Here is a 21645-nt window from a genome sequence, read left to right on the forward strand (position 1 = left end):
TAAAAAGACAAGGTTCCGCAACAGCGGTTCCTTGTCTTTTTATCATTTTGGGCGGTTTTCGAGGAAGTTCCGGTAAGCGAAGCCTTTGACCTGGTCTTCCGAATAACGTTTCAACAGTTCGTTGATCAGGTTCTGCTGCATCGAGGCGTCGGACAGGTTTTCCACTTTGTCGGCAATGCCGTCAAAGTCAGAGCCGAGCCCGATGAACTTCTCGCCGCCGAGGCCGCAGAAATGATCGATGTGGCGGATCAGATCATCAATGGTGACACTGCCGCCTTCCTTAATGAATGCCGGGCAGTAGACCACATGGATCATGCCGCCCTTATCAAACAGTGCTTTGGCCTGGCCGTCGTAAAGGTTCCGGACATGGTCGCGGACCGCCCGGGCGTTCGAATGGCTCGCGATCGGGTAATCCGCCGTCTCGATCACGTCCCAGAACGCCTTCTCGCACAGGTGCGACACGTCGGTCAGGATCTGGTGCTCGTTGTTGAACCGGACGATTTCCCGGCCGAACGTCGTCAGGCCGGCCCCGCGCGGTTCACCGGCGCCGTCTGCTGCCAGGTTCGCATTGTTCCATGTAAGTCCGACCGAGCGGACACCGAGTTGGTGGAGGATCGAGAGCTTCTTCAGATCGTTGCCGATTGCGTCCACCCCTTCGAGCGTAAGGAGCGCGCCGGTCTCGCCTTCATTTAATGAATCAATGTCAGACCAGTTCCGAATCAGCTTCATGTCCGGGTTGTTGCCGAGGACATCCGTGTAGAACCAGTGCACCTGGTCAAGGGCCGCCTGGAATTTCTCCTCCGCCTTCATGTCCGGCCAGATAAAGATGGCAAAAGCCTGGATCTTCACCTCGCCCTTGCGTAGGCGTTCCCGGTTCGTGTCCAGTTCCGGCGCATCGGCAAACCGGATCTTCCCGTCTGCTTCATACAGTTTTAATAATGCATCACAGTGCAGGTCAATGATTTGCAAGAGTACCCGCTCCTTCCTTTGCCGTTTCGATAAACCGTTCGAACAGGCGGAGAGACGGGCCGTCCCCTGCCGCGGCGAGTGCTTCCGGATGCCACTGGACGCCGACCGCAAACCGGTGCTCCGTACTCTCGACCGCTTCAATCACGCCATCGGACGCGATGCCCGATACGGCGAACGGCGCCTTCACATCGCGGACCGCCTGGTGGTGGTAGGAGTTCACGCGGAACTTCTCTGCCTGCGCGGCCTCCCGCAGGATGCTTCCCTCCGCCGTCTCAACAAAGTGGGACAGATGAACCCGGTTGGCACGCTGACTGTGCTGGAGCAGCTGCCGGTCGATCTGAGAGTAGATGTCCTGATACATATCTCCGCCCTCGGCGATAACCATGATTTGCAGGCCGCGGCAGATGGTGAGAAGCGGCATGTCTCGCTCCAGGGCCCCCTTGATGAGCGCCAGCTCCGATGCGTCCCGGCCAGGCGAAATCTCTCCAAGCTTCGGGTGTGGCTCCTCGCCGAACAGCGTCGGGTCGATGTCCCCGCCTCCGGAGACGACGAGCCCGTCGAGCGCGTCCAAAATCCGGCCCGCATCGTTTTCCGTGTCGATCGGAATAAGCAGCGGAATGCCGCCTGCCCGCTGGACAGCGGTGATGTAGTCGTGGTTCAGGACGTGCTTATAGTCGAGCTCCACATGGGTTGTAATGCCGATAAGCGGTTTCACGATGAATTTCCCCCTTATATTAAGCTTGATTGATTCTAATATTAGCCTGATACATCTTGAGCAGTCGGAAGAGTGCTTCGAAAGGTTGCGCGAGTGCTTCCAACAACCAAGCGAGTGCTTCGGATCCGGTGCTGAGTGCTTTCAAACGGTCCTGCCGATGCTTTAAGGCCCGAGCAGCATTTGCTGCCTTACTCCACGCCCGGCAGGATGGTGAGCGACTTTGCTTCTGCGTCCAGGTAGGCCTCGGCGCCAAGCGGAACCGCGAAATGCGGCTGGCAGTGGCCGATCCGGAAGCCGGATACGACCGGCTTGCCGATCCCCCGGAAAAAGTCCTCAAATACCTCTTCATAAAAGAAGTGGTCCTTATGATTCTTAGGATATTTAAAGTCGCCGATGACGATGCCGGCCACCCGCTCCAGCACACCCGACTGCCTGAGCTGCGTCAGCATGCTGTCGACCCGGTACGGTTCCTCGTCGGTATCCTCGATGAGAAGCAGTTTCCCGTCAAACGACGGCACGAACTTCGTGCCGATGCTGGAAGCGATTAGTGACAGGTTGCCGCCGATCAGTTGTCCGCGTGCGCTTCCGCCGGAATACGAGGTGAGCGGCGAGACCGATTCGTCGTAGTGCAGCTCGAGCGGCTGGAACAGCTGGGCAAACAGTTTGGCCGACAGCCGATCGAAGTCATCCTTGGCGACGTCCGACTCGAGCATCGGCCCATGGAACGTCACCAGATCGGAATACATATGGATGGCCTGGTGGAGCGCGGTGATGTCGCTGTATCCCCAGAATATCTTCGGGTTTTCCTTGATCATCTGGTAATCAATCTTCTCAAGATATCGCGCGGAGCCGTAGCCCCCTCTTGCGCAGATGATGCCTTTGACTTCCGGGTCCCTGAACATCGCGTGCAGGTCGTCCAGGCGCTCCTGGTCGGTTCCCCCGAGATAACGCTCCTTTTTTCCGACAGCCTTTCCGATCTTCCAGTTCAGGCCAAGTGACTCCAGGAAGGCGAGCGAACGGGTCAGCTGTTCGGTTTTGGGCGGGCTGGACGGGGCGATGATGCCGACGGTGTCGCCCCGCTTGAGCCGCTCCGGACGGATCAGTTCCGTCATCGGTAGGTTGTCTGCAGCGCAAGCTCGATCATGACGAGCATCGCGCTGTACGCTTCCAGGATGTCTTTCGCCTCGAACCGGACGACCGTCGATCCCGGTTCGATTTCGCAGCCCGGCATGAACGCCGCCCATTCGGCCTGGCCGTAGTTCGTGAACTCGATGCGGAGCACCGGGTTGTCAGGAGGCGTCAGCGGCTTGACGTTGTTGCGGTTCGCGATTGCTTCCGCCGCCTTTTCCTTCAGCAGTTCATGCGCCTTCTGTGGGGAGAGGGACCTGACAGCGGAACGCGTCAGCGACTTCTTCACTGCCGCCGTCACCACGCCCGGAATCAGTTCCTCCGCCTCGCGGCAGGCCCCGTCGTCGCCTGCCACCATGATGACCGGCACGCCGTGATAGCCCGCGATGTACGTATTGAAGCCGATCTCCCCGATCTCCTGCTCATTGATCCACATATTGCGGACCGCATGAATCATCGAGTGGCTCATGACACCCGGCTGTCCAGCTCGGGAGTGATAACCCGTGAAGATGGCGCCGTCATACGTGCTGTCGAGGCCTTCCACCATCGAGTACAGCTTTACGCCGCCGTTGATCAATTCCGCTTCCGGATGCAGCTTCTCAGGCAGCAGATTGTTCATCTTCGAGTGGCTGTCGTTCACGAGCACATGCCCAGCCCCGCCGGCCAGCGCCCCCTCGATAACGGCGTTAGCATCGCCCGTCATGAGGCTCCGCCCGATCTCATAGTTATGCTGGGATGAATCGACGAACGTGTAATCCGGGATACCCGTGATCCCTTCCATGTCGACCGAAAGATAAATATTCATCGGTTCGCCTTCCTTCTTTTCAGAACTGTTTACTTTTTCTAAATACGATTTCACTTTAGCAGAACGAAACAATCTGGACAATGCGACTTCCTGCAAAAGTTGAAAAACGGAAGCCAGAAGGGCATCCGCTCACTTTGATGTATATGGTATATTTGTGTTTATTTACACCGTTCTCCAGGAGGTCACATCCATGAGATCCAATAAAGAAAGAGTAAAGTCCTTGTTTATTGTAGCCTTATTAGCAATTGTATTGCCTTACTCGATTATAGAAATCTATCAACAACTGAGTGTCGGCAACTTCCCTCGCATCAGCTCGATTATAGTCTTCCTTTATGCAACTTTACTTTTAATAGGTTTTTTTCCTCGGAAAAAGAAATGATTGACCAATATAAGACGGCTCATTCATGTCGTCACTTACTCAATCCCATAACTGGCCTTCCATGCCTCACGCTGCTCCACCATATCCACATCTCTGAGATCTTCGTAGCCGTACTCCACATGAAATTGGCCGTTGCATTCAAGAATGAAGGTGAGGCTTGTCCAAGGCTGCAGTCCCTGATCTTTAAAAACACCTTGCAGGGAAAGAACCTGTTCTGCCAGTTCACTCTCGCGGTCGTCAAATTCTTCTTCGTCCACATCAAAGTGATTGGGGATGTGATGGCTCAGAACCGGCGCTCTTCCATCAGTCGGATAGTAATAGAAGTATGCGGTAGAAAAGTCTTCCCAGCCTTCGACGTATAGGAATACTTTGCTCCACTCTTCTGGTATGAGGTCATGTAAACCATGTGCGATCTCTTGAAAGATTTCCTTTTCCTTTTGGTCTGGCATCGATCTCACTCCATCATTTATAAGACATCACTAATCGAGTTGGTGATGAGATCATCAAGACAACTGAATTCCTGAATCTGATCTCCACTGGGTTTATCCAGTTCGTAAAACTTATTGTCGGTCAGGTCAAAACAATACCAGAGATACTGGAGTCGGCCAAGAAGATGTATCTGCGGTTCCATTCTAGTTTCCACCAGATTCTGTTGGCAGCGTAAACGCTGTTGTTCTGATCATCCTGATTGATGTTGTAGATCCGTTGTACTGCAATCCATTATTGATCTTCATTAAATCAATATAATCGTTTATAAAAGCTTGATTCCTGGTCTTTTCACTAGCCCATTTTATAAACTTATCGATCAACAAACCGAATGCTGGCGGCTCAGGAAGCCGTCCGGAATGTTGGATTCTTCGATTAACGATCTCCATCTGCTTTTTCATCTTAGTCCGTCTCTCCTGGTGAACATCTATGATGAATCCAACTTTACTCAATCCCATACTTGGCCTTCCACGCTTCGCGTTGCTCTCCGGGATCGACTTCAGACATACCCTCATAGCCATATTCGATATGAAATTTCCCGTTGCGTTCAAGAATGAATGTCATATTCGACCATGGCTCTTGCCCCTGCTCTATAAACATTTGTTGAAGGGAAAGTGCGAGTTTTCTCAGCTTGTCTTCCTTGTCCTCAAAATCTTCTTCATCCAAAGTGAATCGTTCCGGAATGTCGTAACTCAGGACAGGCGTTTCCCCGGTCGCGGGTTTGTAATAAAAATACTCCGTGGAATAACCCTCCCAGCCTTCAGCGTAAAGATGGACGTTCACCCACTTCTCAGGAATGAGATCATTCAAGGTTTCAGCAATTTCCTGATAGAAGTTTGCTATCCGGTCATTTATCGCGAATCATCCCTTTCATGAATGGGTTTAACCGAAGTTATGCAACCCCACCTTTGTCACTGAATATGCCTGGCTTCCCAACGCTCGCGCTTCTCGACCGGATCCAAATCGGATAGGTCTTCGTAACTGTAGTCAATCGTGAACTCGCCGTCTGAATGCAGGATGAAGGTAATGTTCGTCCACAACTCCTGACCGTTGGCCATAAACACATCCTGCAATTGTTCAATCTGTTTTCGCAGCCTGCGTTTAAGTCGTGTATATTCATCGCGGTCAACCTCAAACAGCCGGGGAATGCTGAGGCTGATTACAGGCTCTGCCCCATTGTCTGGGAAGTAGTAGAAATAGATGGTTGAAAAATCATCCCACATTTCTGCGTAGAGTTTTACCAGTGACCATTTCTCGGGAACCATCTCGATGACGGCATCCGCAATCTGTTGATAAAAGACATTCAACTTTTCATCCGTCATTTGGTCTCTTCCTTCATATCAGTTTGTCGTTTCAATCCCGTACTTGGCTTTCCATGCTTCGCGCTGCTCCCCGGGGTCTGCTTCCGTCAAATCTTCATATCCGTAGCCGACATGGAATGTTCCATCACGGTTGAGAATAAAAGTAAGATTCGTCCAAGGCTCTTGTCCATCCGACTCGAATGCTTTCTGTAGGGACAAGGCAGTACGTCTAATCTTGCGTTCCTGCTGATGAAATTCCATTTTATCGATAGCAAAACGTTCTGGAATGGTATAACTCAATATTGGTTTTTCACTGCTTTCAGGGTAATAGTAAAAATAGGCTGTGGAGTATCCTTCCCATCCTTCTACATAGAGTTTTACGTTCTTCCATTCTTCCGGTATCGTTTCATCAATTAACTCTGCGATTTCTTGGTAAATTTCTTTCATTTCTCCTCCTTAGAGAAGCAGCATCATCGTTTTATTTAATCCCGTATTTTACTTTCCAAGCCTCTCGCTTCTCCCCCGGATCCAGCTCTGTTAAGTCCTCATATCCGTATTCGGCCTGGAACGCGCCGTCATGATTTAAGATCAACGTGAAGTTCGTCCATGTTTCCATTTCCTGTTCGCTGAACAGCTGTTGAAGAGCCAGGACCGTCCTTCTCAGCTGACGCTTCTGCAGAATAGTATCATCCGGATCCACAGAAAAAAGGTCCGGAATATCTAAGTTTAGAATCGGCTGAGTGTTACTTACCGGGTCGTAGTAGAAGTAAACGGTAGAGTAGCCTGGCCAACTTTCAGCATAGAGCTTCACAGTGGTCCATTCCTCGGGGATCATGCAATTGATCTGGTGCGCGATTTCTTCATAGTGCTTATCAATTTGTTCTGCGGTCACTTGTCCCTTCCCCCATGAAGATAATCGGACTCCCAGCGTTTTCGTTTTTCTAGAGGGTTAAGGTCTGACAGGTCACTGTAATCATAGTCGATCTTCATTTTCCCATCGCTTTGTAACGACAATGTCAGCTTCGTCCAAGGTTCTTCATCCTGGTTTTCGAATTCCTTCCATAGAGCTTTGACGTAGTCATATAATTGCTCATCCAACTGATCAAATGTTTCCTGGCTAACCTCATATTCATCGGGGATATCGAGACTGTATATGTGTTCGCCGCTGCCCGCAGGAGAGTAATAGAAATAGCACTTATAGTACCCATCCCAATACTCGGCGTACAGCCTCACCCAATCCCACTCTTCAGGAATCATATCAAGAACAGTATGCGTAATCTCAGCGTATAGTTTTTCCTTTTTTTCTGTGTCCAACGTTTTTATCCCCTCCGTCATGCAACAAAGCCTTGTTCTTAATGGATTGAGTGCCTTTCTTTCCAAAGTCCCCTCTTTTCAACTGGTCCCAGCAGTGATTGATCCTGATAGCCATATTCAATTTGAAATTCACCAGTACTCTTAAGTATGAATGTCATGCAGGTCCACGGTTCTTCTTCTTGACTCACCAGTTTTTCATATAACAGGAGAATTGCGTCTCTCAGCTTATCTTCCAGATGTTCAAACTCGGTGGAATCCACTTGGAATCGCTCAGTAATCTCATAATGCAAAAGGGCTTTAATATCGTTTTCAGGATAATAATAAAAGTATACCGTGTCGTAATCGGCCCATTTTTCCGCGTACAAATATGCTGAACTCCACTTCTCGGGAATCATCTTTTGAATTTGATCAGCAATTTTCTGATAGATAGTCTCCATAACTCAATCCCCATTTCGATTGCGCCATACCTCTATTCTACGGGATACGGCGGAGGGTGCGGCGGGGTTTCCTAAGTTGGAAGAAAAGAGGAAGAAAGCCCCGGGCGGATTGGACGGAAAGCACCAAAAAGCCGGAAAAGGGGTGTCCTCTCCGGCTTCTGTTATATGGGTTATTGCATCCTGGATTCGAATGATTACCCTGGATGCCTGAGTCTTTACCGTGGCTACACGAGCGATAACCGGTTGAATAAAACGCTCATTGTTTCGATCTGAACAGCACTCTTTTCAAAACACCCATCATCAGACCGGCAAACAAGATCAGCAACACCAGGTAGCCGTTTGACAGTTCTCCGCTATAGGCACTATAAACAGTTGCTGAAACAATGACGACCAACAGCAATAGAAACCAATCAAGCTTATCCAATTTCATAATTGCTCACTGCCTTTTATGAAATCACTCAGAACGTCGTCTTCACCGTAATGAACTTCAGCTCGGTCATGCCGTCGATGGCGTATTTGACGCCTTCGCGGCCGTAGCCGCTCATCTTGACGCCGCCGTACGGCATGTTGTCGACCCGGAATGTCGGGATGTCATTGATGATGACTGCGCCTGCCTCGATTTCGTCGGCGGCTTTCATCGCGGATTCGATGTCGCGCGTGTAAATACCCGCGTTCAGGCCGTACTGAGAGTCGTTGACGAGGTCGATTGCTTCGTCGAGGTCCGAGTATTTCATGATGGTGACGATCGGGGCGAACACTTCCATGCAGACGACGTTCATGTCCGGCGTGACGTCGGTCATGACGGTCGGAGCGATGCCGTTCTGGACGCGCTCGCCGCCGGTGCGGACGGACGCGCCGGCTTTTTTCGCTTCTTCAATCCATTCCATGGCGCGGTCTGCCTCGCCCGGGTGGATCATCGAGCCGACATCGGTCGCTTCTTCTGCCGGGTCGCCGATCTGGAGTTTCTCTGTTTCCGCGACGAACTGATCCACGAATTCATCGTAGATATCCTCATGCACGTAAACACGCTGGAGCGAGATGCACACCTGTCCGGCAAAGCCGAATGCACCGGTGACGGCACGCGGCATGATTTTCTCGAGTGGCACGTCCGGTTCGACGATCAGTGCGGAGTTGGAGCCGAGCTCGAGCGTCAGCTTTTTCAGGCCGACCTTCGACTTGATGTCGAGCCCGACCGGTACGCTCCCGGTGAACGTTACTTTCTTTACAAGGTCATTCGTGATGAGCGGATCGCTCAGCTCGCTGCCGCTCCCCGTCACGATTTGGAGGGCACCGTCCGGCAGGCCCGCTTCCTTGAAGATCTCGGCGAGCACCAGAGAAGAAAGCGGCGTTTGCGTGGCCGGCTTCAGGACGACCGTGTTGCCGACGGCGAATGCCGGCCCGAGTTTATGCGCGACCAGGTTCGACGGGAAGTTGAACGGCGTGATTGCCGAGACGACCCCGAGCGCCTCCCGCTTTGTCCAGCCGATGCGGTCCGTGACACCCGGCGCCGCGTCCATCGGCACCGTCTCGCCGTACATCGACTTGGCCGCTTCCGCCGAGAACTGGTACGTCGCGATCGTCCGGTCGATCTCGCCGCGCGCCGTCTTGATCGGCTTGCCGGCTTCCTTTACGAGCAGCTGCGCGAGTTCTTCCTTCTGTGCCTCGATCAGGTCGACCGCCCTGTAAAGCAGTTCGGCCCGCTCGTAGGCCGGCCATTTCCTGAACTCGAGAAATGCCTCATGGGCACCTTCAATTGCCTGTTTCACGTCTTCTTCATCCGCTTTTGCAACGGTTGCAATCGCTTCCTGGGAGTACGGCGACTTCAGTTCATACGTGCGCGCCGCGTCCTTCCATTCCCCGTTGATCCACAGATTCCATGTTTCCATTTCCCAACACCTCCCAAAACTATTCTATACCCGTTCCGCGCGGGGACCAAATCAGGTACTCTGAATAAAACGAATACGGGGGAATGAACGATGAACGAATTGGATGTTGTGCTCAGGACAGGGGAATTCACTTCAAAAGAGACGATCAAAGAGCATTTGGCCAATGCAGGTATCGGGAAAGGCGACCGGATCATCGTTCACACGTCGCTGAAAAAGGTCGGCTGGGTATCCGGCGGCGAGCAGGCCTTTGTCGAAGCGCTGCTTGAAACCGTGACGGCGGACGGGACAGTCGTCATGCCTGCCCAGTCCTCTGACAACTCAGACCCGAGGCACTGGATGATGCCGCCGGTCCCGGAAGAATGGCACGAGCCGATCCGCCGCACGCTGCCGGCCTATGATCCCCATCTGACGCATCTGCGTGGGATGGGCAAGGTCCCCGAGTGCCTCCACCGCCATCCGGAGACGGTCCGAAGCCCGCATCCGGCGCATTCGTTCATCGCCTGGGGCCGTGACGCAGCGGAATGGATGCGGGATCATCCGCTGACAGATTCCTTCGGGGAGAGGTCCCCGCTCGGCAAGATGTACGGTTCCGGCGTGAAGGTCCTGCTCGTCGGGACCGGGTACGACACCTGTACGGCACTGCATCTGTCTGAATACCGGGCGCCAGGACTCGAGACATACCGGGACGGCGCGTCCATGCTGGTAGGCGGCGAGCGGAAATGGATCGAATACGACATGGCGGATCTGGAATCCGATGACTTCCCGCCGCTTGGAATGGCGTTCGAGCGAGAGCGTCCGGAAGCGGTGACCCGCTGCAAGATCGGCCAAGCGGATGCCCGCGTGATTGACATGGACCTGCTGGTCGACTTCGGGGTGGAGTGGATTGCGCTGTGGCGGGAAAAGAAAAAAGTCGCGCAGGCGGAAAAGGCCGAGTGACCATTCTAGTTTTGGGGAGCGAATAGTAGGGTAAACTTAGGGGAAATCGAATGAAGTGGGGGATGGATATGGCGAAAAAGGAACCGTTCATGGAAGAGACGTACGAGGACCGGAAGCTCCGCGAAGAGCTGGGGCGGCGGACGAATGCGGGCTTTGCGCGGCTGGAAAATATGGAGATGGAAGCTGGGGCGATTGATCTTCCGACTGATGAGACCGTGCTTGAGCCCCTGTCCGAAGAAGAAATTAAGCGCCGTGTGGGATCTGGCAACTACGAGGCCGCAAAGGATGACAAGCAGACAGGCTCCATCAACAGCTGACGAATGGCCGCATCGTTGCGGCTTTTTTGTATTGGGCGGATGCTGCTGTCAGGGAACGTTGACATACTGGAGTGAGACGTTAACATAGTCAATTGAAACGTTGACATACTCGACTGAGACGTTAACATAAGCGCTCATCAAAACAGGGCTGACACAAGAGGCGGATCATTCCGCTCCGTGTGTCAGCCCTGTTCTCCTGTTTCAGCCGCCGATATACGACATGCCGATTTTCTTCCGGTTGCGCGCGGTCTGTTCGGTGCGTTCGTCGGAATAGCGGTCAGCCCGATTTTCCCAGACGCCCGCGATGGCCGCCATGAGTTCTTTATCGGTAGCTCCGTCCCTGATCAAGCCGCGCAGGTCGAATCCGCCTTCCGCGAACAGGCAGGTGATCAGCTTGCCGTCGGATGACAGGCGTGCGCGGGTGCATGTCGAGCAGAACGATTCCGACACCGAGGTAATAAAGCCTATTTCCGCGCCGTGGTCCTTGTGTCGGTAACGCTTGGCGACTTCCCCGTAATAGTCCTGCCCGACCGGCTCGAGGTCGTACACATCGCTGAGCCTGTCGAAGATTTCTTTTTTCGTGACAACGTCTTTGAAGCTCCAGCCGTTGTCGTTGCCGACATCCATGAATTCAATAAACCGGAGCGTGATGCCGCACTCTTTGAAATAGGCGGTCATCGGCAGGATCTCGGAGTCGTTGACGTCCTTTTTCACGACCATGTTCACCTTGATCTCGAAACCGACGTCCTTGGCGTAGTCGATCTGCTTCAGGATACGCGATGGGTCGACGCCCCGGCCGTTCAGTTCACCGGAGATGACTGGGTCCAGGGCATCGAGGCTGATGTTCAGCCGGCGCAGGCCCGCATCATAAAGCGGCTGGGCATGCGCGCCGAGGAGCAGCCCATTCGTCGTGAGGCCGATGTCTTCGATACCGCCGACGGAGAGGATCCGCTCCACCAGTTCCGGAAGCCCCCGGCGCATCAGCGGCTCACCGCCGGTCAGGCGGATCTTCTTCACGCCGGCGTCCGCAAACAGGCGGGTGAGCCGGTGGATTTCCTCGAATGTGAGCAGTTCCGACTTCGGGAGGAAGGCGTAATCATCCCCGAATACCTCTTTCGGCATGCAGTAGGAACATCTGAAGTTGCACCGGTCGGTGACGGAGATCCGAAGATCACGGATCGGCCGCCCGAACCGGTCAGTCAAAGGCTGTCGGGTCATGTTCGCTTCCTCCTTCTCATTGCTCGTTCGGCGTATTCACGTTCCGGAATACGGACAGGTCCGGATTCAGTTCCCGCGCGTCGATCCATTCTGTCTCCAAAGAATCGAGAAACGGCATGACGCCGCGTTCGCCACGTGCGAGTGCTTCTCCAATACGGCCGGCCAGCGCCCCGCTCCAGACACTGAACAGCGGGATCGGATGGTCTTTCGTGCGGACGGCGGTCACGTCCGCATCCGGATCGGCCAGCGTAATGAGCTTGCGCACTTCCATCGGGCCGATGCCGGGCATGTCGCACGGTATCACGGCGAACCCGTCCGCTGGCCGCAATTTCATTGCAGAAAAGATACCGGCAAGCGGACCGGCACTGGCAAACTCCGGAAGGTCCGTAATAACGTCCGCCCCGCCAAACCGCTCCGCGTGCTCCGGCCGGGCGGAAACGATGACTTCACTGCAGCCGCCTTCAAGGAGCGCTTCATGCGCCCGCTCCCAGAACAGCCAGCCTTCGTAATCGGCAAAGGCCTTCGGAGAGCCGAACCGCCTGGACTGGCCGCCTGCCAGAACGATTCCCGTCGTCATCAGCCGCCGCTTACCGGCGGGATAAATGCCGCGGTGTCGCCTTCAGCGAGGACGTCCCCGTCCAGGGCATACTCCTCATTGACCGCAACGCGCGCGCCGCCCCCGCGGATGCCCGGATATTTTTCTTCGGCCCATTCCAGCAGCTCCCCTACAGTCCTGCCGGCAAGCGGGGCCTTTTCTTCCGGGACACCCGTCAGGTCCCGGATGCCCGCGAAATATAGAAGGTTGATCATGTGTTCCGCACCTCCGGTTTTTTGTTCTGATCGCCGATCCACTGCTCGCCCGTTTCCCAGATTTCCTTTTTCCAGATCGGCACGTCCTGCTTGATCCGCTCGATCGCATATTCATTGGCTTCATAAGCGGCTTTCCGGTGGGGTGAGGAAACGGCGATGACAACGGCGACTTCGCCCACGTCCAGTTCGCCGATCCGGTGGGCGATTGCGACGCGGGTCCCTTCCCACTTTTCCTCAATCTCCCCGCCGATCTGGGCCATCTTCTTTTCCGCCATCGGCACGTACGCCTCATAGCTCAGATAAAGCGTCCGGATGCCCTTTGTCCACTCGCGGACATGGCCGGTGAACGTGACGACGGCCCCTGCCTCAGGACGGAGAACGTGGTCCGCATAGCGCTGCGGGTCGATCGGCTTGTCGGTGATTTCATAGATGGACATGGCCTGTACCCCCTTTTAGCCAGCGGCCGAACCAGCCGCGGATGGCTTCTGTGTCTTCCCTTGAAATGATTTCCGGTGCACCGAGAGCGTCCGCATCCGCCGTGACGGCGAGCCGGATGTCCGGAAGGCTTTTTAGCTGTTCCCAGTCCTCCGCGCTCCGCACGAGGACGATTTTTTCGAACGGCGCCTGCTTGAACCCCTCGACGAGGATGAGATCCGGCCGGGCAGCGGCCGCCAGACGAATCAATGGAAGAGGACCGGTCTCCGCTTGTCTTAAATGAAGCTGGATGATCCCGCCTCCCGACACGGCGGAAGCTGCCGCCCCGTCCCCGAAAAACTTCATGCTGTCTGTTTCCGAATCGGGCAGTGCCGGCGGGCCGCCGTGGCCATGGTGCTTGACCGTCGCCGTCCGGAGTCCTCGGGACGAGGCTTCCGAGATCAGGGTCCGGATCAGTGTCGTCTTTCCGCTGTTCTTGAACCCGGCGACCTGGAGCACCCTCACAGTTTCCATTGTGTGCTGCCTTCCTCAACGCCGAGCAGAAGGACGTCGACCTCATCTCCCTTTTTGAATCCCCGCGTCCCGCCCGGCAAGACGATCATCGCATTGCCGCGGGCGATCGAGGATACCGCGTTGGACTTATTAAAGCCGGCGGGCGATGCCGTGTTGCCATCATAAACTGCCCGGACGAAACGGGTGAACGGGTTCGGCTTCGTGAAGTCCTCGCCGAGCACCGCTTTTGTATGAGGCAAAAATAGCTTGTCCGCACCCATCATCTTGAGGAGGGCCGGGCGCGTGAACAGCTCGAAGCCGGTAAAGCAGGATGACGGGTTGCCTGACAGGCCAAACAGCAGCTTGCCGCCGCCCGCAGCGACCGTTGTCACGCTGCCGGGCCGCATCGCGACTTTGTTGAACAGGACTTCCGCTCCGATCCGTTCATAGACAGCCGGCAGATAGTCGAAGTCGCCGACCGATACCCCGCCGGTCGTAATGAGGGCATCCGTCTCGGTAAGCGCCCGTTCGACCGTCCCGATGACGGCGTCCAGATCGTCCGCCTGTGCACCGTACGTCCGGCATTCGATGCCCATCCGGCGGAGCTGTGCCGCGATCATCGGGCCGTTGCTGTTGCGGATCTTGCCCGGCGCAAGCGGCTCGCCGACACCGACCAGTTCAGTCCCGGTGGCAAGAATCCCTACAACCGGGCGCCGGGCGATCTTGACGTGCGCGTAGCCGAATGTCGCGAGCACCGCGACCGTCCCTGCATGGATGTAGCTTCCGGCGGGGACAACTTCCTCGCCTTCCGCCAGGTCCTCCCCCTTCAGCGAGACGTTCTCAAGCGGTTCAAATGGCTTGCGAATCGTGAAGGTGTCCCCGTCCTCCACCGTCTGCTCGAACATGACGATGGCATCCGCCCCGTCCGGAAGCGGCGCGCCGGTCATGATGCGGGCGGCCTGCCTTTCGCCAAGTGTTTGATTCGAGACACTGCCAGCTTGAATTTCATCGATGACGGAGAATGGGATCCGGTTGCTGCCGGAAGCGCCCTCGGTGTCCTTGGAGCGAACAGCGAACCCGTCATATGGCGACCGGTTAAACGGCGGCACCGGATGGGAGGCGGTCACCGGCTCGGCGAGGATCCTGCCCGCGCTTTCCTCGAGCGGGACTGTCTCCGTCCCCGTCGGTGCGGCGTGTGCGAGCACACGCTCCACCGCTTCTGCGACCGGTATCGGTTTCCGAATTTCCACCATCATGACCGCCTCCTGTTTGCATCTGCTATACTCTGATTATCCTGATTTTAACATAGCCCCGAAAGGATGATTCCTGTGTCCGACCTGACTCACTTTAACGACCAGGGCCGCGCCCGTATGGTCGATGTCTCCGAGAAGGACGAGACTGTCCGCACCGCCGTAGCCCGCTCATCCGTACTGGTAAATGAAACCATCCACCGCCAGATCAGTGAAGGGACGAACAAGAAAGGGGACGTATTTGCCGTCGCACAGGTCGCCGGCATCATGGCGGCCAAGAACACGCCACAGATCATCCCGATGTGCCACCCGCTCCCGCTGAAGGGCATCGATATTTCGTTTAAATGGAACGTCGATGAGGCAGCCGGCCACTACGAAGTGCTGCTGGAGGCAAGCGTCAAGACGAAAGGCCAGACCGGCGTTGAAATGGAAGCCCTCACCGCCGTATCCGCCTCCGCCCTCACCATCTACGACATGTGCAAGGCCGCCGGCAAAGAAATGATCATCGGCCCGACGATGCTGCTCGAGAAAACCGGCGGCAAGTCGGGGGATTACAAAAGAGATTAAGTCGAATTTGATGGAAACCGCCTGATTGGGCGGTTTTTTTGATGAGCATGATTTATGTTTCCTGAGCTCGAAAAGGTTAGCGACAGTCCGATTACGGAGCCCCAAATCCAACTGCCGGCTCTAAATCCGAATGGGGCCGCTTTAGTCCGCCCCTACTTCCTCAGCTCCGCCACGATATGGCGGATTTCCGGGATGATGAGGCTTTCCATGGCGAGGCGGACGGCGCCGCGCGAGCCCGGGAGAATAAAGACAACCTTGCCCTGGGCGGTGCCGGCCGCTGCCCGGCTGAGCATCGCTTTCGTGCCGACGTCTTCAGCAAAGCTCAGATAGCGGAACAATTCGCCGAAGCCGTCGAGTTCCTTTGATAAAAGCGGGCGGATCGCCTCGATCGTGACGTCCCGCGCGGCGATGCCGGTGCCGCCTGTCGTGATGACGGCATCGATTTCCGGATCGGCGAGCAGCGCGGTGACTACGTTCCGGATCTTTCCGGTGTCATCCGCTACCCATCCGCGCCCGGCAACGGCCAGTCCGGCAAGCTCCGCAAAGTGTTCGATGAGGGCGCCTGCGGTATCGTTGTCTTCTGTTCTCGTGTCGCTCACCGTAAGGATTGCAATTCTGATTTCATTCGGTTCTTTTCCGTGTGCCAACAGACTCCCCCCTTTCCATTAGCCGAACAGGCGATGATACAAGGTTTTTCCCTCTTCTGCAGTCCGGGCGCCGTGGATGAGCAGCCGCCCGTCTCCAAACAGGACAAAGCGGTGGCCGAACGCCCGGAATTCAATGAAATACGGTGTCCGGCGGGCGTTCGGGTCAATCCGGCGGCCGATTTGCTCCCCGGCATCCAGCGTCACGGCACGGGCCGGGTCGGGCAGAATCTGGACGGCATCGCGCCCGCACAGAACAGCCGCATCGCCCGCCCGCCGGGGCCTGAGCTCCGGGTATGACGGAGAATCGCCGCAAGTGGCGCACTCCGGGTCGCGGATGCGCGATACGCCGATGTCCAGATGGGTGCCTTCCCACAGGTCGAAATGATGTACTTTCGTCCTCATGGCGGCCACGTTTCCGGTCAGCCACTTCATCGCTTCCGCGCACTGGATCGCGGCGGTCACGGACACCGCCGGCGGGATGATGCCGGCGGTGTCGCATGTCGCGCCCGTGGCGGGCAGCATCGGCAAAAGGCAACGGTAGCACGCGCCGCGGCCCGGGATAAACGGATAGACCGTTCCCGAGCCCCGGACACATGCCCCGTGTATCCACGGGATGCCATGTTTGTTTGCAGCGTCGTTGATCAGGAGGCGCGTCTCAAAATTGTCCGTCGCATCCATGATTAGATCGCTTTCCGACGCGAGCGACTCCATGAGCGGTCCGTCGGCGTTGCCGAGATGCGTCCGGATGGCGGCGTCACTCCGAATCTCTCTCAGATGCTTTTCCGCGGCGACCACTTTTGGCAGCATGTCCGCAGCGTCCGCCTCGGTGAACAGCGTCTGCCGCTGGAGGTTCGAGAGCTCGACATAGTCGCGGTCGACCACAATGATTTCCCCGATGCCGGCCCGCACGAGCGTCTCGGCGATGGCGGTGCCGAGCGCGCCGCAGCCGATGACCGCCACCTTTGCCGCCGCGAGCCGGGCTTGCCCGCCTTCTCCTATAGGCCCGAATAATGTCTGTCTCGAATACCGTCCGTCCACGTCAGTTGCCCCCCGGTTGCGGATAGGGCCCGGTCAGCGCCGGGCGTTCTGTCCGTGTTCTTTCGTGATGTCGCTGAAGGTTCCCACATAGCGGACATGCTCGCCCGTCTCGTCGCTGACGGCTGCGATGTTCAGCCACTGCAGGTACTCTTCCCCATTCTTTTTCTGGTTCCAGATTTCGCCCTGCCACATGCCTTCTTCCTTAATCTGCTTCCACATGTTCCGATAGAATTCCTTCGGCTGGCGGCCGGAAGACAGCATGTTCGGGTTGTTGCCGACTGCCTCTTCTTCCGTATAGCCCGTCAGTTTGGTGAACATCGGGTTGACCGCTTTGATCTTTCCGGCTGCATCCGTCACAAGCACGCCCTGGCCGGTCGAGCGGAATACGTCCGCCTGCAGCGAAAGCCGGTCAGAGTAATACAGCCAAACGACGAGAATGAGGCTCGCGAGCGCCACCTGCGACAGCAGCATGAAGCCGATTGAGTAGTCGCCTGTCATCGAATAGATGATTGAGAGGAGGATCGGCGGGAAGAATCCGCCGAGGCCGCCCATCATTGAGACGAAGCCGTTGGCGATCCCCGCCTGTTTGGCGAAATAGAACGGCACGAGCTTGAAGATGACCCCGTTGCCGATGCCGGCGCTGATTGCGATGGCGATGCTGCCGACCGTGTATAGCCCGATCGACGGCGAGAATGCCAGGATAATCGCCGCGACTGTGTATACCGCGAATGTCGCAATCAGCAGGAACATCGGCTGGAACTTGTCGGCAAGCCAGCCGCCAACCGGCCGCAGGAACGTCGCGACCGCGATGAAGATCGCCGTCCGGATGCCGGCATCGACGCTGTCGAGGCCGAAGTTCGCGACGAGAAAGTTCGGCAGGTACACCGTGAAGGCGACAAACGAGCCGAATGTGATGAAGTAAAACAGCGAGAACAGCCAGAGTTTCGGATTGTCCGAAACCCCCTTGACCTGCTCGAACATCGACAGCCTGACGTCCGGCTTCGGCTCCTTTCGGTCACCAAAAAAGAAGTTCAGGAGAGCGAAGGCGGCAAGCAAGATGAGGAACAGCTTGACCGTCGGCTGCCAGCCGATCTGGCCGGCGATGATCGGCGCGGCAAATGTCGTGATCGCCGTCCCGATGTTCCCAGCCCCGTAAATCCCGTTGACGAGGCCATGCTTTTCTTTCGGATAGTATTTCGGAAGCGAGGTGACCCCGACCGAGAATACCGCACCGCCGACACCGAGGATCAGGCCGCCGATGATGAGATCCGCAAACGTGTCCGCCTCGCTGATGTACCAGACCGGGAACAGGAGGAGGATAAAGCTCCACATGAACAGGGTGCGCGCACCGACAAAATTGGCATAATAGCCGAACGGCATGCGGAGGATTGAGCCGAGCACGACCGGCACCGCAGTGACGATTGCCAGGCGCTCCGGCGGGACATTGATGTCCTGCGTGATAAACGAAATCAGCGAGGACAAAATGACCCATACCATGAAACCGACCACGAGGTTTGCCGTCTGGAGCGGCAACTGAATCTTCTTGACCATCTGTTTCACCTACTCGGTTAGAGTTTTGACTACAGGTGCTGCAAATGAAATCGTGAAACCTTCTCTATGATTCTATTGTAATTGCCTGCTCCGACGCGGTTAATTAGGGGGTTCCCTGTCCCCGTCGGGGGAAACCCTGTATGAGAAAAAAGCCGCCCACGGAGGTGTGACAGCGGCCTGTGCCCATCAGACGATGAGCGTGTTCAGTTTTTCGGCAAGCGTGTCCAGGTCGTCCGCCCGGAGCAGCCGCTCCGCCATCGGGAAAAGGACCGTCTCTTCCTTCACGAAATGGACCGTGATCACCTCAAACGCCTCACCGGCATCGCCGACGATTTTCCGGATCTCATCCAGGGTAAGCCCTGAGAGATCGCCGCGGGTGTGGTGGAAAAAGTGTCCGATATAGGCATCGATTTCCCCGTGTTCTTCCTGGATGCCGACAATGGGCCCCTGCTCGAAGCCAATGTAGCTGCCGAGAACAGGGAAGAAATGCTCCTCTTCCTTGTCGGTATGGTTCTTGAGCGGGTCGAGGAAGCCGATGAGGTTCGTCTTCAGTTCATTAAGAAGGGCGAGGGCCGTGTCCCGGTCCATGTCTTCTTCACGCTCGAACCGGAGGACGATGGCGTGCCATTCCTCCGCGAGATGCATGAGGTAGCGGTGCTCGTTTTCCAGGAGCCTCACCGCCGGCTCCGTAAACTGCAGCTGTCCGTTTGCCATCTTGCGATGCCTCCTGTCTGTTGAGTCGAATTGTGGTGGCTTTCCGTTCCGGCGCACGCTTGCGGACCGTCAGAAGTTCAGCAGTTTTTTCTTGAGGGCGAATTCGACGAGTTCCGGGCGGCTCTTCAGGCCCAGCTTCTCCATGATCTTGGCTTTGTGGGCTTCGACGGTTTTGACGGAAATGTAAAGCATCTCGGCAATTTCCTTGTTGCCGTAGCCTTTGGCGACGAGCGGGAGAATCTCGAGCTCACGTTTGGAAAGAAGCTCATACGGATCGTCAGGGGCCACCGTATGATCAGCTTTGACGAATTCACGCACCAGCGAAGTCGCCATCTTCGGATGGATGTATGTGCCGCCCCGCCGGATCGTACGGATGGCGTGCAGCAGCTCCTCATCGGGCGCGTTTTTCAGCATGTATCCGGAAGCGCCGCTTTTCAGGACATTGAACAGATACTCCTCATCGTCGTGCATCGTCAGGATCAGGATCTTCGTATCCGGAAAATCTTCTTTGATCTTGCCTGTCGCAATCAGTCCGTTTTCGCCTGGCGGCATGCTGAGATCCATGATCAGGAGATCCGGCTGGTGCGTTGCGATCATCTTGTAAGCCTCCAGACCATCGGCCGCCGTCGCGACGACTTCCATGTCCTCCTGGAAATTGAGGATCATCGAGAAGCCGCTGCGGACGACGGCATGGTCATCCGCGATGACAATCGAAATTTTGCTCATCAGCGATCCCCCTTTCCGCGTAACGCGGGGACGCTCAGACGGATCGTCGTGCCGGCACCCGGCGCAGAGTCCACGTCTAGCGTGCCTCCGACCAGCTCCGCACGCTCCTTCATGCCGTACAGGCCGAGGCCCGTCCCCTCCGGCTTGTCGCCCGGACGGAATCCCGAGCCGGCATCACGGACTGTGAGAAGAAGCCGGCTCCGCTCGCCTTTGAGCGTGACCGACACCGCGTCGACATCCGCATACTTGAGCGCGTTGAGGATCGCCTCCTGGCACACCCGGTAGATGACCGTTTCGATTTCGTTTTCATACCGCTTCACCGGCAGGTCGGACGAGTAGTTGACGGTGAGACCGTACGTTTCCTCAAGCCGCTTGAAATGCGAGCGGAAGGCTGCGTCAAGGCCGAGGTCGTCGAGGGCAGCCGGGCGCAGTTCGACCGACAGGTTCCGGATGTCCTCAAGCAGCCGGGACAGCGAGGCCTCGGTCTCCTTCACCTTGGCCAGCACCTCCGCGTCCCCCGTCATGTACTTCAGGACCCGGAGATCCACGACCGCACTCATGAGCTCCTGCGCAACACCGTCATGAAGCTCCCGGGAAATCCTCCGGCGCTCATTTTCCTGTGCGTCGATGATATGCTTCATCATCTTATTCTGATAGGCCTTTTCCTGCATCCGGTGCTGGCGCGTCATGTCGCGCAGCAGGAACACCCTAATGTCGTTTTCAGGGTCGACGGTATGGAACGAGGAGGCATAGGGCACAAGTCCCTGTCCCTTTGTGTTCAGGTACAGCTGGAAGGACGAGAAGTCGCTGCGCTCCGGATGATGGAAGTAGCAGTTGTCGCACGTCTTCTGCCCGGTTTCATCCACATACCCGGCGCAGGCCCGGCAGAGAGCGCCCTCGGTGCCGTCGAGAAGCGCCTCCAGCACGTCCCGGTCGAGGATCTTTTCCGCCGCCGGGTTGGCGGCAAGCGCCCTGCCTTCGCCGTCAAAAAACAGGATGGCTTCGCTGCTCTTGTCGAACATCTTCAGCATCAGCTCATTCAGCAGATCCTGCTTTACGCTCACCGGCTCACCAGCTCCTTCCCATCAAATCCGGGGACGGAGGCGGATGCCGCTGCCATCTCCAGGCAATGCGTTTCCGTCATTTCCGCGCGGCCGCCCCGGTAGCCGCCCAGCAGGACGCCTTTTACGCGGCCGCTGTCGTAAAGCGGCACCGCGGCGATGCTCGTCAGCCCTTCGGTATTCACGATCGGATAGTCAAGCACGATGGGCACATGCCTGCCGGGATCGACATGCGGCACGAGCAGCGGCTTTCCCGTCTTGAAAACGGTGCCGGCAATGCCCCTGCCGGACCGGAGGACGATCCGGCGGTATCGGTTGTTCAGGTTCCCTGAAGCCACCCGCCAGCGGACCGAAAAGCCGCTCGGGGCGTCTTCCATTGCCAGTGCCATAAAATCGAAACCGAGCTGTTCCCGGAGCGTGTCGATCACATTCTGGTAGATTATCGGTTCATTCATCGCGGACC

Annotated in this window: 30 protein-coding genes; 3 read left to right on the forward strand and 27 right to left on the reverse strand. The window is 56.4% G+C overall.

Annotated features, from left to right (window positions below):
- Positions 1-42: 42 nt before the first annotated feature.
- From KHA84_RS02195 to KHA84_RS02260, 14 genes are all read right to left on the reverse strand, one after another.
- Positions 43-969, reverse strand: a complete 927-nt coding sequence (locus KHA84_RS02195; protein WP_213421775.1) for a dipeptidase — start codon at positions 967-969, stop codon at positions 43-45.
- On the reverse strand, positions 956-1684 hold the full coding sequence (locus KHA84_RS02200; protein WP_213421776.1) for a gamma-glutamyl-gamma-aminobutyrate hydrolase family protein: 729 nt from the start codon (positions 1682-1684) through the stop codon (positions 956-958). The genes KHA84_RS02195 and KHA84_RS02200 overlap by 14 nt, the downstream gene beginning before the upstream one ends.
- Positions 1685-1872: 188 nt before the next feature.
- Entirely contained in the window at positions 1873-2796 is a 924-nt protein-coding gene (locus KHA84_RS02205; protein WP_213421777.1) for a S66 peptidase family protein, read from the reverse strand.
- The gene (locus tag KHA84_RS02210; protein WP_213421778.1) at positions 2793-3617 is read right to left on the reverse strand and encodes a M55 family metallopeptidase; all 825 of its coding nucleotides are present in this window, start codon (positions 3615-3617) and stop codon (positions 2793-2795) included. Before KHA84_RS02210 ends, KHA84_RS02205 begins: the two co-directional genes overlap by 4 nt.
- Positions 3618-4031: 414 nt before the next feature.
- Positions 4032-4445, reverse strand: a complete 414-nt coding sequence (locus KHA84_RS02215) for an immunity protein YezG family protein (protein ID WP_213421779.1) — start codon at positions 4443-4445, stop codon at positions 4032-4034.
- Positions 4446-4628: 183 nt separating this feature from the next.
- A complete protein-coding gene (locus KHA84_RS02220; protein ID WP_213421781.1) occupies positions 4629-4883 on the reverse strand; it encodes a hypothetical protein in 255 nt (84 codons plus the stop codon).
- 43 nt (positions 4884-4926) lie between these two features.
- Positions 4927-5337, reverse strand: coding sequence for an immunity protein YezG family protein (locus tag KHA84_RS02225; RefSeq protein WP_336511071.1), 411 nt, complete (start codon positions 5335-5337; stop codon positions 4927-4929).
- A gap of 56 nt (positions 5338-5393) precedes the next feature.
- Positions 5394-5804: an immunity protein YezG family protein gene (locus tag KHA84_RS02230; RefSeq protein WP_213421783.1), complete on the reverse strand. Its 411-nt coding sequence runs from the start codon at positions 5802-5804 to the stop codon at positions 5394-5396.
- A gap of 18 nt (positions 5805-5822) precedes the next feature.
- The gene (locus KHA84_RS02235) at positions 5823-6230 is read right to left on the reverse strand and encodes an immunity protein YezG family protein (RefSeq protein WP_213421785.1); all 408 of its coding nucleotides are present in this window, start codon (positions 6228-6230) and stop codon (positions 5823-5825) included.
- 31 nt (positions 6231-6261) lie between these two features.
- Entirely contained in the window at positions 6262-6675 is a 414-nt protein-coding gene (locus KHA84_RS02240) for an immunity protein YezG family protein (protein ID WP_213421786.1), read from the reverse strand.
- Positions 6672-7097, reverse strand: coding sequence for an immunity protein YezG family protein (locus KHA84_RS02245; RefSeq protein ID WP_213421789.1), 426 nt, complete (start codon positions 7095-7097; stop codon positions 6672-6674). The genes KHA84_RS02240 and KHA84_RS02245 overlap by 4 nt, the downstream gene beginning before the upstream one ends.
- Before the next feature lie 38 nt (positions 7098-7135).
- A complete protein-coding gene (locus KHA84_RS02250; protein WP_213421791.1) occupies positions 7136-7534 on the reverse strand; it encodes an immunity protein YezG family protein in 399 nt (132 codons plus the stop codon).
- Between the two features lie 256 nt (positions 7535-7790).
- A complete protein-coding gene (locus tag KHA84_RS02255; RefSeq protein WP_185790752.1) occupies positions 7791-7964 on the reverse strand; it encodes a hypothetical protein in 174 nt (57 codons plus the stop codon).
- A 28-nt stretch (positions 7965-7992) separates the two neighbouring features.
- On the reverse strand, positions 7993-9420 hold the full coding sequence (locus KHA84_RS02260; RefSeq protein ID WP_213421792.1) for an aldehyde dehydrogenase family protein: 1428 nt from the start codon (positions 9418-9420) through the stop codon (positions 7993-7995).
- A gap of 90 nt (positions 9421-9510) precedes the next feature.
- Here KHA84_RS02260 and KHA84_RS02265 point away from each other — a divergent pair, with 90 nt between their 5' ends.
- Positions 9511-10356: an AAC(3) family N-acetyltransferase gene (locus tag KHA84_RS02265; protein WP_213421794.1), complete on the forward strand. Its 846-nt coding sequence runs from the start codon at positions 9511-9513 to the stop codon at positions 10354-10356.
- A 50-nt stretch (positions 10357-10406) separates the two neighbouring features.
- A complete protein-coding gene (locus KHA84_RS02270) occupies positions 10407-10673 on the forward strand; it encodes a hypothetical protein (RefSeq protein ID WP_236823051.1) in 267 nt (88 codons plus the stop codon).
- A gap of 201 nt (positions 10674-10874) precedes the next feature.
- Here the strand turns inward: KHA84_RS02270 and moaA are convergent, their stop codons facing one another.
- Genes moaA through KHA84_RS02300 form a run of 6 tightly spaced genes read right to left on the reverse strand, consistent with a single transcriptional unit; the run spans position 10875 to position 14881 of the window.
- Positions 10875-11891, reverse strand: a complete 1017-nt coding sequence (moaA, locus tag KHA84_RS02275; RefSeq protein WP_213421796.1) for a GTP 3',8-cyclase MoaA — start codon at positions 11889-11891, stop codon at positions 10875-10877.
- A 16-nt stretch (positions 11892-11907) separates the two neighbouring features.
- A complete protein-coding gene (mobA, locus tag KHA84_RS02280; protein ID WP_213421798.1) occupies positions 11908-12468 on the reverse strand; it encodes a molybdenum cofactor guanylyltransferase in 561 nt (186 codons plus the stop codon).
- Complete coding sequence (moaD, locus tag KHA84_RS02285) at positions 12468-12701, reverse strand: molybdopterin converting factor subunit 1 (protein WP_008300884.1); 234 nt, start codon at positions 12699-12701, stop codon at positions 12468-12470. The genes mobA and moaD overlap by 1 nt, the downstream gene beginning before the upstream one ends.
- Positions 12698-13138, reverse strand: coding sequence for a molybdenum cofactor biosynthesis protein MoaE (locus KHA84_RS02290; RefSeq protein ID WP_008300883.1), 441 nt, complete (start codon positions 13136-13138; stop codon positions 12698-12700). The genes moaD and KHA84_RS02290 overlap by 4 nt, the downstream gene beginning before the upstream one ends.
- Entirely contained in the window at positions 13125-13649 is a 525-nt protein-coding gene (mobB, locus tag KHA84_RS02295; protein ID WP_213421800.1) for a molybdopterin-guanine dinucleotide biosynthesis protein B, read from the reverse strand. Before mobB ends, KHA84_RS02290 begins: the two co-directional genes overlap by 14 nt.
- Positions 13637-14881 (reverse strand): molybdopterin molybdotransferase MoeA, encoded by a 1245-nt coding sequence (locus KHA84_RS02300; RefSeq protein WP_213421802.1) that lies wholly within the window; start codon positions 14879-14881, stop codon positions 13637-13639. The genes mobB and KHA84_RS02300 overlap by 13 nt, the downstream gene beginning before the upstream one ends.
- Positions 14882-14956: 75 nt before the next feature.
- On the opposite strand from KHA84_RS02300, the gene moaC reads away from it, so the two are divergent.
- Positions 14957-15445, forward strand: a complete 489-nt coding sequence (gene moaC, locus KHA84_RS02305) for a cyclic pyranopterin monophosphate synthase MoaC (protein ID WP_213421804.1) — start codon at positions 14957-14959, stop codon at positions 15443-15445.
- 152 nt (positions 15446-15597) lie between these two features.
- On the opposite strand, the gene KHA84_RS02310 is transcribed toward moaC, so the two are convergent.
- The 7 genes from KHA84_RS02310 to KHA84_RS02340 all read right to left on the reverse strand — a co-directional run bounded on the left by KHA84_RS02310 (position 15598) and on the right by KHA84_RS02340 (position 21637).
- Positions 15598-16092, reverse strand: a complete 495-nt coding sequence (locus KHA84_RS02310) for a MogA/MoaB family molybdenum cofactor biosynthesis protein (protein ID WP_008300875.1) — start codon at positions 16090-16092, stop codon at positions 15598-15600.
- An 18-nt stretch (positions 16093-16110) separates the two neighbouring features.
- Positions 16111-17130, reverse strand: a complete 1020-nt coding sequence (locus KHA84_RS02315) for a ThiF family adenylyltransferase (protein ID WP_008300873.1) — start codon at positions 17128-17130, stop codon at positions 16111-16113.
- A 33-nt stretch (positions 17131-17163) separates the two neighbouring features.
- On the reverse strand, positions 17164-18681 hold the full coding sequence (locus KHA84_RS02320) for a nitrate/nitrite transporter (RefSeq protein ID WP_008300871.1): 1518 nt from the start codon (positions 18679-18681) through the stop codon (positions 17164-17166).
- Between the two features lie 186 nt (positions 18682-18867).
- Positions 18868-19395 carry a hemerythrin domain-containing protein gene (locus tag KHA84_RS02325; protein ID WP_008300870.1) on the reverse strand — a complete coding sequence of 176 codons (528 nt, stop codon included), beginning with the start codon at positions 19393-19395 and terminating at the stop codon, positions 18868-18870.
- A 69-nt stretch (positions 19396-19464) separates the two neighbouring features.
- Positions 19465-20112: a response regulator transcription factor gene (locus KHA84_RS02330; RefSeq protein ID WP_035002464.1), complete on the reverse strand. Its 648-nt coding sequence runs from the start codon at positions 20110-20112 to the stop codon at positions 19465-19467.
- 8 nt (positions 20113-20120) lie between these two features.
- Positions 20121-21152 (reverse strand): sensor histidine kinase, encoded by a 1032-nt coding sequence (locus tag KHA84_RS02335; RefSeq protein WP_051059459.1) that lies wholly within the window; start codon positions 21150-21152, stop codon positions 20121-20123.
- A gap of 29 nt (positions 21153-21181) precedes the next feature.
- The gene (locus KHA84_RS02340; protein ID WP_213421806.1) at positions 21182-21637 is read right to left on the reverse strand and encodes a GAF domain-containing protein; all 456 of its coding nucleotides are present in this window, start codon (positions 21635-21637) and stop codon (positions 21182-21184) included.
- Positions 21638-21645: the final 8 nt, after the last annotated feature.

Source organism: Bhargavaea massiliensis (assembly GCF_018390575.1).
Taxonomy (GTDB): Bacteria; Bacillota; Bacilli; order Bacillales_A; family Planococcaceae; genus Bhargavaea; species Bhargavaea massiliensis.

Bases quoted from the DNA above. Each gene is read 5' to 3' on its own strand.
- KHA84_RS02205 (WP_213421777.1), bottom strand. From the start codon at position 2,796: ATGACGGAACTGATCCGTCCGGAGCGGCTCAAGCGGGGCGACACCGTC.
- KHA84_RS02210 (WP_213421778.1), bottom strand. From the start codon at position 3,617: ATGAATATTTATCTTTCGGTCGACATGGAAGGGATCACGGGTATCCCG.
- KHA84_RS02215 (WP_213421779.1), bottom strand. From the start codon at position 4,445: ATGCCAGACCAAAAGGAAAAGGAAATCTTTCAAGAGATCGCACATGGT.
- KHA84_RS02220 (WP_213421781.1), bottom strand. From the start codon at position 4,883: ATGAAAAAGCAGATGGAGATCGTTAATCGAAGAATCCAACATTCCGGA.
- KHA84_RS02230 (WP_213421783.1), bottom strand. From the start codon at position 5,804: ATGACGGATGAAAAGTTGAATGTCTTTTATCAACAGATTGCGGATGCC.
- KHA84_RS02235 (WP_213421785.1), bottom strand. From the start codon at position 6,230: ATGAAAGAAATTTACCAAGAAATCGCAGAGTTAATTGATGAAACGATA.
- KHA84_RS02250 (WP_213421791.1), bottom strand. From the start codon at position 7,534: ATGGAGACTATCTATCAGAAAATTGCTGATCAAATTCAAAAGATGATT.
- KHA84_RS02255 (WP_185790752.1), bottom strand. From the start codon at position 7,964: ATGAAATTGGATAAGCTTGATTGGTTTCTATTGCTGTTGGTCGTCATT.
- KHA84_RS02260 (WP_213421792.1), bottom strand. From the start codon at position 9,420: ATGGAAACATGGAATCTGTGGATCAACGGGGAATGGAAGGACGCGGCG.
- KHA84_RS02265 (WP_213421794.1), top strand. From the start codon at position 9,511: ATGAACGAATTGGATGTTGTGCTCAGGACAGGGGAATTCACTTCAAAA.
- KHA84_RS02270 (WP_236823051.1), top strand. From the start codon at position 10,407: ATGAAGTGGGGGATGGATATGGCGAAAAAGGAACCGTTCATGGAAGAG.
- moaA (WP_213421796.1), bottom strand. From the start codon at position 11,891: ATGACCCGACAGCCTTTGACTGACCGGTTCGGGCGGCCGATCCGTGAT.
- mobA (WP_213421798.1), bottom strand. From the start codon at position 12,468: ATGACGACGGGAATCGTTCTGGCAGGCGGCCAGTCCAGGCGGTTCGGC.
- moaD (WP_008300884.1), bottom strand. From the start codon at position 12,701: ATGATCAACCTTCTATATTTCGCGGGCATCCGGGACCTGACGGGTGTC.
- KHA84_RS02290 (WP_008300883.1), bottom strand. From the start codon at position 13,138: ATGTCCATCTATGAAATCACCGACAAGCCGATCGACCCGCAGCGCTAT.
- mobB (WP_213421800.1), bottom strand. From the start codon at position 13,649: ATGGAAACTGTGAGGGTGCTCCAGGTCGCCGGGTTCAAGAACAGCGGA.
- KHA84_RS02300 (WP_213421802.1), bottom strand. From the start codon at position 14,881: ATGGTGGAAATTCGGAAACCGATACCGGTCGCAGAAGCGGTGGAGCGT.
- KHA84_RS02320 (WP_008300871.1), bottom strand. From the start codon at position 18,681: ATGGTCAAGAAGATTCAGTTGCCGCTCCAGACGGCAAACCTCGTGGTC.
- KHA84_RS02325 (WP_008300870.1), bottom strand. From the start codon at position 19,395: ATGGCAAACGGACAGCTGCAGTTTACGGAGCCGGCGGTGAGGCTCCTG.
- KHA84_RS02335 (WP_051059459.1), bottom strand. From the start codon at position 21,152: ATGCTGAAGATGTTCGACAAGAGCAGCGAAGCCATCCTGTTTTTTGAC.
- KHA84_RS02340 (WP_213421806.1), bottom strand. From the start codon at position 21,637: ATGAATGAACCGATAATCTACCAGAATGTGATCGACACGCTCCGGGAA.